The sequence below is a fragment of the Pseudomonas sp. 2VD genome, assembly GCF_005503585.1.
Taxonomy (GTDB): Bacteria; Pseudomonadota; Gammaproteobacteria; order Pseudomonadales; family Pseudomonadaceae; genus Pseudomonas; species Pseudomonas aeruginosa.
Genome location: NZ_SCND01000285.1, coordinates 1 through 8,157 on the forward strand (window position 1 = coordinate 1; position 8,157 = coordinate 8,157).

The following is an 8,157-nucleotide window of genomic DNA, read 5'->3' on the forward strand; positions in this document are numbered from 1 at the left end:
AGCCGGGAAAGCCGACCAAGCATCGCAAGGGGCCTTCCAAGCCGAAGGCCGACAACGCTCCGGCCGCCACCGGGGCGCGCAAACGTAAGGCCAAGTCATGAGTCAGTGGGAAAAGGTCTACGGCGTGCATGCCGTGGAAGCGTTGTTGCGTCATCACCCGAAGCGGGTCAAGCAGTTGTGGCTGGCCGAGGGGCGGCATGATCCGCGGGTCCAGGTGCTCACCGAGCTGGCCGCCGGGTTCCGTATTCCGGTAGGGCAGCGCGATCGGCGCGAACTCGACGAGTGGGCGGAAGGCGTCCACCAGGGCGTGGTCGCGGAAGTCAGCCCCAGCCAGGTCTGGGGCGAAAACATGCTCGAGGAACTGCTCGAGCGGAGCGAGGGCGTGCCGCTGCTGCTGGCCCTGGATGGCGTCACCGATCCGCACAACCTCGGCGCCTGCCTGCGTACCGCCGATGCGGCGGGGGTGCAGGCGGTGATCGTGCCCAAGGACAAGTCCGCGACCCTCAACGCCACCGTGCGCAAGGTCGCTTGCGGCGCCGCCGAGGTGATCCCGCTGGTGGCGGTGACCAACCTCGCGCGCACCCTGGAAAAGCTCCAGCAGCGCGGCCTGTGGGTGGTCGGCACCGCTGGCGAGGCGGACAAGACCCTCTACCAGCTCGACCTCAAGGGGCCGACCGTGCTGGTGATGGGCGCGGAAGGCAAGGGCATGCGCCGGCTGACCCGCGAGCACTGCGACTTCCTCGCCAGGTTGCCGATGGCCGGCAGCGTCAGCAGCCTGAACGTCTCGGTCGCCACCGGCGTCTGCCTGTTCGAGATCCTCCGCCAGCGCACCCCGCTGGAGTGAGCGCGTGCGGGGCCGCCGCGGCGCGGCCCCGCGCCATTCCATCCGCTGTACAAATATTCGCCAATCTTCCTTGCTTCGCCGGTTGCCCTTCTCTAGAATGTCGCCCCTTGCCGCGCGGGCAGGCGTTCGTTCGCCTCTCCGCCAGGCAAGCCAAGAAAACATTCACTCCTTGCCTGACCGTTCTGCGGCAGGCTGCAACCCGTAAGGAGCATTTATGCGTCATTACGAAATCGTGTTCCTGGTTCACCCGGACCAGAGCGAACAAGTCGGTGGCATGGTCGAGCGTTACACCAAGGCCATCGAAGAAGACGGCGGCAAGATCCACCGTCTGGAAGACTGGGGCCGTCGTCAGCTGGCCTACGCCATCAACAACGTGCACAAGGCCCACTACGTTCTGATGAACGTCGAGTGCAGCGCCAAGGCCCTGGCTGAGCTGGAAGACAACTTCCGTTACAACGATGCCGTGATCCGTAACCTGGTCATGCGTCGCGACGAAGCTGTCACCGAGCAGTCCGAGATGCTCAAGGCTGAAGAAAGCCGCAACGAGCGTCGCGAGCGTCGTGAGCGTCCGAACGATAACGCTGAAGGCGCCGATGGCGACGACAACAGCGATAGCGATAACGCTGACGAGTAATTCCGGACCAGTATTGAGGAGCCAATCACATGGCACGTTTCTTCCGTCGTCGTAAGTTCTGCCGCTTCACCGCCGAAGGCGTGAAAGAGATCGATTACAAGGATCTCAACACCCTGAAGGCCTACGTTTCCGAAACCGGCAAGATCGTTCCGAGCCGTATCACCGGCACCAAGGCCAAGTACCAGCGTCAGCTGGCGACCGCTATCAAGCGCGCCCGCTACCTGGCCCTGCTTCCTTACACCGACAGCCACGGCCGTTGAGATCGGGCAGTCGAACGCTGGTAAGGGATAGATCGCATGCGCGCACTGGCTGAGTTCACCATGCGCGGCCGCATGCAGGCCACGCTCGCCGTGGCAGGCTCCGCGGTTGTTCCACTGTTGTTCTGGCTGAGTGCCGCCGCCGGTAGCCTGGTGCTGCTGCGGCGCGGATTCGGCGACGCCTTCGGCGTCCTGGCCTGGGCGGTGCTACCGGCGATGTTCTGGTGGTACCTGGGCGATCCGAGCATCCTTCTGGTCCTGCTCGGTACCCTGACGCTGGCGCAGATCCTGCGCGCCAGTACGTCCTGGAGCCATGTGCTGCTGGGCAGTGTTGCAGTTGGCGTGGTATTCGCGCTGGTGCTGGGGCATACCTCCAGCGAGCTGATCGGCGCCCTGGCGACGGAAGTCACCAAGGTCCTGACCCAGCTTCGTGGGGAGTCCCAGCTGTCGGGCGAAGAGCTGGACAAGTTGCAGGTGGCGCTGGTGCCGACCCTGACCGGGGTCATGGCTTCCTCGCTGCAGGTGACCTGCCTGCTCTGCCTGATGCTCGCGCGGTACTGGCAGGCTTCGCTGTACAACCCGGGCGGCTTCGGTCGCGAATTCCGGAGTTTGCGGCTGGCACCGGCGGTTGCCGTGATCCTGCTGCTGGGGGCCGTCGTGGTCCCGGCGCTGGAAGTGCAGGCCGCGGTGCTCGGTCCGTTGTGCAGCGTGCCGCTGATCATCGCCGGCGTGGCGCTCGGGCATGGCCTGATCGCCCTGAAGCGCCTCGCGGGTGGTTGGCTGGTGGGCCTGTACCTGGCTGTATTGCTGCTGGGGAACCTGATCTGTCTTTTGGCGGTTGTCGACAGTCTGTTTGATTTTCGTGGACGCCTGGCCCGGCGCCAGGGTTCCACGAACGGTGAAGGTTAAAAGTTAAGAGGTAAGACTCAAATGGAAGTCATCCTGCTGGAAAAAGTCGCCAACCTGGGCAACCTGGGCGACAAGGTGAACATCAAGGGCGGTTACGCCCGTAACTTCCTGCTGCCGCAGGGCAAGGCCACCGTCGCCACCGCCGAGAACGTCGCTGCGTTCGAAGCCCGCCGCGCCGAGCTGGAAAAGGCTGCCGCCGAGAAGAAGGCCGCTGCCGAAGCCCGTGCTGCCCAGCTCTCCGAGCTGGTGGTAACCCCCGGCGCCCACGCTGGCGACGAAGGCAAGCTGTTCGGTTCGATCGGCACCCGCGACATCGCCGAAGCCGTTTCCGCTGCCGGTTACCCGCTGGAAAAAGCCGAAGTTCGCCTGCCCAACGGCGCGCTGCGCAACACCGGTGAGTTCGACGTCGCCGTGCACCTGCACACCGACGTGGAAACCACTCTGAAGCTGATCATCGTCGCTGAGTAAGCGATCCGATCGGTAGGGCTGGGCGGGCATATGCGTGTCCGCGGCAGTCCGCTAACATCGGGCACGGTACCGGCAACGGCACCGTGCCCGTTGTTTTTTCCGCTGTTCCTTTTTCTTGCGTCGAGTCTATGAACGAGATCACCAGCCCCGAGCAATACGACCTGGAAACCACAGCCCTGAAGGTGCCGCCGCACTCGATCGAGGCCGAGCAGGCCGTGCTGGGTGGCCTGATGCTGGACAACAACGCCTGGGAGCGGGTGTCGGACTCGGTGTCCGACGGCGATTTCTACCGCCATGACCATCGCCTGATCTTCCGCGCCATCTACAAGCTGGCCGAGGCCAACCAGCCGATCGACGTGGTGACCCTCTCCGAGCAGTTGGAGAAGGAAGGACAACTGGCCCAGGTCGGCGGCCTGGCCTATCTCGGCGAACTGGCGAAGAACATTCCGTCGGTCGCCAACATCAAGGCCTACGCGCAGATCATCCGCGAGCGCGCCACCCTGCGCCAACTGATCGGCATCAGCAACGAGATCGCCGACAGCGCCTTCCACCCGGAAGGGCGCGGCGCCAACGAGATCCTCGACGAGGCCGAGCGGAAGATCTTCGAGATCGCCGAAGCGCGACCGAAGACCGGCGGGCCGGTGGGGATCAGCGATATCCTGGTCAAGACCATCGACCGCATCGACTACCTGTTCAACACCAGCGAGGCGCTGACCGGGGTGTCCACCGGTTTCACCGACCTCGACGAGAAGACCAGCGGCCTGCAGCCGGCCGACCTGATCATCGTCGCCGGGCGTCCGTCGATGGGTAAGACCACCTTCGCCATGAACCTGGTCGAGAATGCGGTGATGCGCACCGACAAGGCCGTGTTGGTGTACTCCCTGGAGATGCCCTCCGACTCGATCGTGATGCGTATGCTCTCGTCGCTCGGTCGCATCGATCAGACCAAGGTCCGTTCCGGCAAGCTCGACGACGAGGATTGGCCGCGCCTGACCTCGGCGATCAACCTGCTCAACGACAAGAAGCTGTTCATCGACGACACCGCCGGCATCAGCCCCTCGGAAATGCGTGCGCGGACCCGTCGCTTGGTGCGCGAGCACGGCGACCTGGCGCTGATCATGATCGACTACCTGCAGCTGATGCAGATACCCGGCTCCAGCGGCGACAACCGGACCAACGAGATTTCCGAGATCTCCCGCTCGCTGAAGGCCCTGGCGAAGGAATTCAACTGCCCGGTGATCGCCCTGTCGCAGCTCAACCGCTCCCTGGAGCAGCGACCCAACAAGCGCCCGGTGAACTCCGACTTGCGCGAATCCGGGGCGATCGAGCAGGACGCCGACGTGATCATGTTCGTCTACCGCGACGAGGTGTACCACCCGGAGACCGAGTTCAAGGGCGTCGCCGAAATCATCATCGGCAAGCAGCGTAACGGTCCGATCGGCACGGTGCGCCTGGCCTTCATCGGCAAATACACGCGCTTCGAGAACCTTGCCGCCGGCATGTACAACTTCGAGGACGAATGACCCGGCTTGGGTCTTGCCCGGCGGGCGCCTTACCATAGGCACCCGTTTCAGTTGCAGGACCCGATGCCATGCGTCCCCTCGTTGCCACCGTCGACCTTTCCGCCATTCGCCACAACTATGCCCTGGCCAAGCGCTGCGCGCCGCAGCGCCAGGCGTTCGCGGTGGTCAAGGCGAACGCCTATGGCCACGGTGCGCGCGAAGTGGTTACCGCGTTGCACGACGATGCCGATGGCTTCGCCGTGGCCTGCCTGGAGGAGGCCGCGGAAGTCCGCGCCTTGCACGCCAGCGCGCGCATCCTGTTGCTGGAAGGCTGCTTCGAGGCGAGCGAATACGCCCTCGCCGGGCAATTGCGCCTGGACCTGGTGATCCAGGGCGCGGAACAGGGCGAGGCGTTCCTCGCCGCCGGCCTGGATATTCCACTCAACGTCTGGCTCAAGCTCGACTCCGGCATGCACCGCCTGGGCTTCGATCCCGTCGCGCTGCGCGCCTGGCATGCGCGCCTGCGCAGCCATCCCGGTGTGCGCGAGCTGAACCTGATCAGCCATTTCGCCTGCGCCGACGAACGCAACCATCCGCTCACCGAACAGCAGCTGGAGAGTTTCCTCGGCCTGCTCGACCTGGACTTCGACCAGCGCAGCCTGGCCAATTCGGCGGCGGTGCTGACTATCCCGGCCGCCCACATGGACTGGCTGCGGCCGGGAATCATGCTCTACGGGTCGACCCCGCTGGCCGACCTCAGTGCTGCCGAACTGGGCCTGAAGCCGGCCATGAGCCTGGGCGCGCAGTTGATTTCACTGCGCGAGGTGGCCGTGGGCGAGAGCGTCGGCTACGGCGCCACCTGGATCGCCGAGCGGCCGGCGCGGATCGGCACGGTCAGTTGCGGCTACGCCGACGGCTATCCGCGTACCGCGCCAGCCGGGACTCCGGTACTGGTCGGGGGACGCCGCGCGACCCTGGCCGGGCGGGTCTCGATGGACATGCTGGCGGTCGACCTCTCCGACCTGCCGGAGGCTCGCGTTGGCGACCCGGTGGAGTTGTGGGGCGCCGGGTTGTCGGTGGACGAGGTCGCCCGTGCCTGCGGCACCCTCGGCTACGAGCTTCTGAGCAAGGTTGGTGCGCGGGTTCCGCGTGCCTACCAGTACGGACCTGGCCGCCTATAGCGCCAGGTCTTTTTTTGAAGTCGTTAACCTGAGTGCCGGCTTTGCTGGGGCAGGCACTTGTTACGCTCTTTATAATCCCTGATTTTCTCTTGGTATTTGTAATAGCTGGATTTTGGTGTCCTCGCTAGTTGTGGGCTTTCAAAGTCGACCCCAATCATTCCGAAGCGATTTCTGTAGCCGAACAGCCACTCGAAGTTGTCCAGAAGACTCCAGAATAGATACCCTTCTACTTTCACTCCTGCATGCCTGGCTGAGAGCACTGCATCAATGTGGTCAGAGAGATACTTTGCCCTGAGTGGATCTAGCACCCTATTTTCAGTGAGTTTTTCATCGTCCACTCCGAAACCGGCTCCGTTCTCCGTTATGATCAGAGTAGGATGGTCGTATTCTTTGTCTATCTGCATTAGTAGTTCGACCAGATGAGAAGGAGAGACGGGGCCGTTATAGGAAGGATACTGGTCTGGATTTGGGCGATTTGCTATTCCGAAGGGTTGGCTTGGATCGTCTTTCACCAGGGTGGGAGAGTAGAAGTTTACGCCGATGAAGTCAGGTCTTCCCTGCATGATCTTTTTCATATCATCCTGAGAGGGCTGGAACGCGGGTGCGTACTTCTGATAGAGAGTTTTTATATCTTTCGGGTAGTTTCCTTTGTAAAGTGCGTCCAGAACCCAGGCATTGTGCACAGAGTTACAGTTCCTCTTGGCTGCGCTGTTCGGGTTCTCATTATCGACACAGGGGGATAGATTCAGGGCAATACCGATTCGTCCCTTGTACCCTGCTTCCTTGTATGAGGTAACCGCTAGCGAGTTCGCCAGCAGGAGGTTGTGCATGGCCTCTGCCTGAGCTGCGCGTGACTCTACGGATAGTACTTTCTCATAGGGTGAGGGGGTCTCGGTGAGGAAGTTCTCTACCAAGGGCGTCAGGGTAAAGATATTGCCCTCCGGCTCATTGAAAGTTATGAAGTAAGGTACCTCTTCGCCAAAATTGCTGAAAATGAGCTTTGCGTAGCCAGCGAACCAGTCGGGCGATTTAGAGGAGTACCATCCACCTTTCTTGTAAAGAGCTAAGGGCATATCCCAGTGGTAAAGTGTTACAATTGGAGTTATTCCGGCATCCTTCAAATCTTGTATGAGTATCTTGTAGTACTCGAGCCCTTTGGGGTTTATCGTCTGGCCATCGGGCAGCACTCGTGCCCAGCTTATCGAGAAACGGTACGAGTTGACTCCGAGTTTGCGCATCAGATCTATGTCTTTTAGATAGACGTCTCTGGATATCTGGTTCGTGGCAACATCGCCAGTGTGGCTCTCTCCGATAAGATACTTGGTAATGCCTCTATGGGTGAAGTCGTCCCAGTTCGAAGGTCCTTTCCCGTCCAGATTCCAACCGCCCTCTACCTGATAGGCCGCTGAGGCCGTTCCCCAGAGAAAGTTGCAGTTTTCCTGAGGCTTCGCAGTGGCCAGCGAGGTATCATATAGGAGCGCAAGAGAAAGAAGCGCGAGACGGTTCTTTATATTTTTTTTTAGGGTTTTTCGAAAATTTTTAAATTGGAGGAGGCTTCTTCGCATTTTTATGGTTTTTTAGGTTGGTTTATGATTGTAGGGGTCTAGGTGTTTTCGTGATATCGAGTCGATTTTTATATTTCTACTCGTTTTGAGCGTTTTACTCGCAGGTCTGGAAATCATCTTTCAAAGGAATTGTAGGATAGCTCGATATGTGGGCTGTCTCCAGGCTTCATTTGTAAGTTCGAAGGCTGTCCATGGCTTGCTCCAACTGTAGCTCCTGGACCATCGCATAGCCGGCGCGCCCGGCGCCCTTGACCCGGTACAGCGCCTGGTCGGCGGCCTTGTAGAGTTTGCCGAACTGCAGGGCGTCGCCGGGAAACAGGGCGACGCCGATGCTCGGTGTGATCACCAGCCACTGCTTGGCGAACTCCACCGGTTTCGCCAGTTCTCGCAGCAGGCGTTCGGCGATGTCGCGGGCATGCTGCTCGGCATTCGACCCGCCGACCAGCACGGCGAATTCGTCGCCGCCGAGGCGTGCCACGCAATCCTCGGTGCGCACGCAATGGCGCAGCCGCTGGGCCACGTTCTGCAGGACGAAGTCGCCGGCATCGTGGCCATGGGTGTCGTTGATCGGTTTGAAGTGATCCAGATCGATCAGCAGCAGCGCCATGCTGTTGCCGTGGCGGCGCGCGTCGTCCAGGGCACTTTCGGCGAACTCCATCAGGTGCCTGCGGTTGCCAAGCCCGGTCAGCGGGTCGTGATGGGCGGCGTACTGCAGTTGCGCTTCGCGCATCTGCAACTGGCGATTGGCCTCGCTCAGCTCGTTGGTACGGACTTCCACGGCGCGTGCCAGGTCGCGC

Annotated in this window: 9 protein-coding genes; 7 read left to right on the top strand and 2 right to left on the bottom strand. The window is 61.5% G+C overall.

All coding sequences use genetic code 11. The features are described from left to right. Positions 1 to 97: 97 nt before the first annotated feature. The 7 genes from rlmB (at position 98) to alr (ending at position 5,795) form a co-directional block, all read left to right on the top strand. Entirely contained in the window at positions 98 to 844 is a 747-nt protein-coding gene (gene rlmB / locus FFS27_RS24235; RefSeq protein ID WP_003095638.1) for a 23S rRNA (guanosine(2251)-2'-O)-methyltransferase RlmB, read from the top strand. Between the two features lie 214 nt (positions 845 to 1,058). Then, positions 1,059 to 1,478 carry a 30S ribosomal protein S6 gene (rpsF, locus tag FFS27_RS24240; protein WP_003095636.1) on the top strand — a complete coding sequence of 140 codons (420 nt, stop codon included), beginning with the start codon at positions 1,059 to 1,061 and terminating at the stop codon, positions 1,476 to 1,478. Positions 1,479 to 1,507: 29 nt separating this feature from the next. Then, positions 1,508 to 1,738, top strand: a complete 231-nt coding sequence (gene rpsR / locus FFS27_RS24245) for a 30S ribosomal protein S18 (RefSeq protein WP_003095634.1) — start codon at positions 1,508 to 1,510, stop codon at positions 1,736 to 1,738. Between the two features lie 36 nt (positions 1,739 to 1,774). Continuing rightward, positions 1,775 to 2,644: a hypothetical protein gene (locus FFS27_RS24250; RefSeq protein WP_003095630.1), complete on the top strand. Its 870-nt coding sequence runs from the start codon at positions 1,775 to 1,777 to the stop codon at positions 2,642 to 2,644. Positions 2,645 to 2,665: 21 nt separating this feature from the next. Then, entirely contained in the window at positions 2,666 to 3,112 is a 447-nt protein-coding gene (gene rplI, locus FFS27_RS24255) for a 50S ribosomal protein L9 (protein ID WP_137952252.1), read from the top strand. Positions 3,113 to 3,240: 128 nt separating this feature from the next. Beyond that, positions 3,241 to 4,635, top strand: a complete 1,395-nt coding sequence (gene dnaB / locus FFS27_RS24260) for a replicative DNA helicase (RefSeq protein ID WP_003095622.1) — start codon at positions 3,241 to 3,243, stop codon at positions 4,633 to 4,635. A gap of 68 nt (positions 4,636 to 4,703) precedes the next feature. After that, positions 4,704 to 5,795, top strand: a complete 1,092-nt coding sequence (alr, locus tag FFS27_RS24265) for an alanine racemase (protein WP_021263549.1) — start codon at positions 4,704 to 4,706, stop codon at positions 5,793 to 5,795. Positions 5,796 to 5,818: 23 nt separating this feature from the next. Here alr and FFS27_RS24270 read toward each other — a convergent pair whose 3' ends face one another. Further along, positions 5,819 to 7,360 (bottom strand): glycoside hydrolase family 1 protein, encoded by a 1,542-nt coding sequence (locus FFS27_RS24270; RefSeq protein ID WP_003135542.1) that lies wholly within the window; start codon positions 7,358 to 7,360, stop codon positions 5,819 to 5,821. Between the two features lie 166 nt (positions 7,361 to 7,526). Beyond that, the coding region (locus FFS27_RS24275; protein WP_137952253.1) for a GGDEF domain-containing protein at positions 7,527 to 8,157 on the bottom strand (631 nt) is incomplete at its 5' end.

Excerpts from the sequence above, each read along its gene's own strand:
- rlmB (WP_003095638.1), top strand. The coding sequence starts at position 98 with ATGAGTCAGTGGGAAAAGGTCTACGGCGTGCATGCCGTGGAAGCGTTG.
- rpsF (WP_003095636.1), top strand. The coding sequence starts at position 1,059 with ATGCGTCATTACGAAATCGTGTTCCTGGTTCACCCGGACCAGAGCGAA.
- rpsR (WP_003095634.1), top strand. The coding sequence starts at position 1,508 with ATGGCACGTTTCTTCCGTCGTCGTAAGTTCTGCCGCTTCACCGCCGAA.
- FFS27_RS24250 (WP_003095630.1), top strand. The coding sequence starts at position 1,775 with ATGCGCGCACTGGCTGAGTTCACCATGCGCGGCCGCATGCAGGCCACG.
- rplI (WP_137952252.1), top strand. The coding sequence starts at position 2,666 with ATGGAAGTCATCCTGCTGGAAAAAGTCGCCAACCTGGGCAACCTGGGC.
- dnaB (WP_003095622.1), top strand. The coding sequence starts at position 3,241 with ATGAACGAGATCACCAGCCCCGAGCAATACGACCTGGAAACCACAGCC.
- alr (WP_021263549.1), top strand. The coding sequence starts at position 4,704 with ATGCGTCCCCTCGTTGCCACCGTCGACCTTTCCGCCATTCGCCACAAC.
- FFS27_RS24270 (WP_003135542.1), bottom strand. The coding sequence starts at position 7,360 with ATGCGAAGAAGCCTCCTCCAATTTAAAAATTTTCGAAAAACCCTAAAA.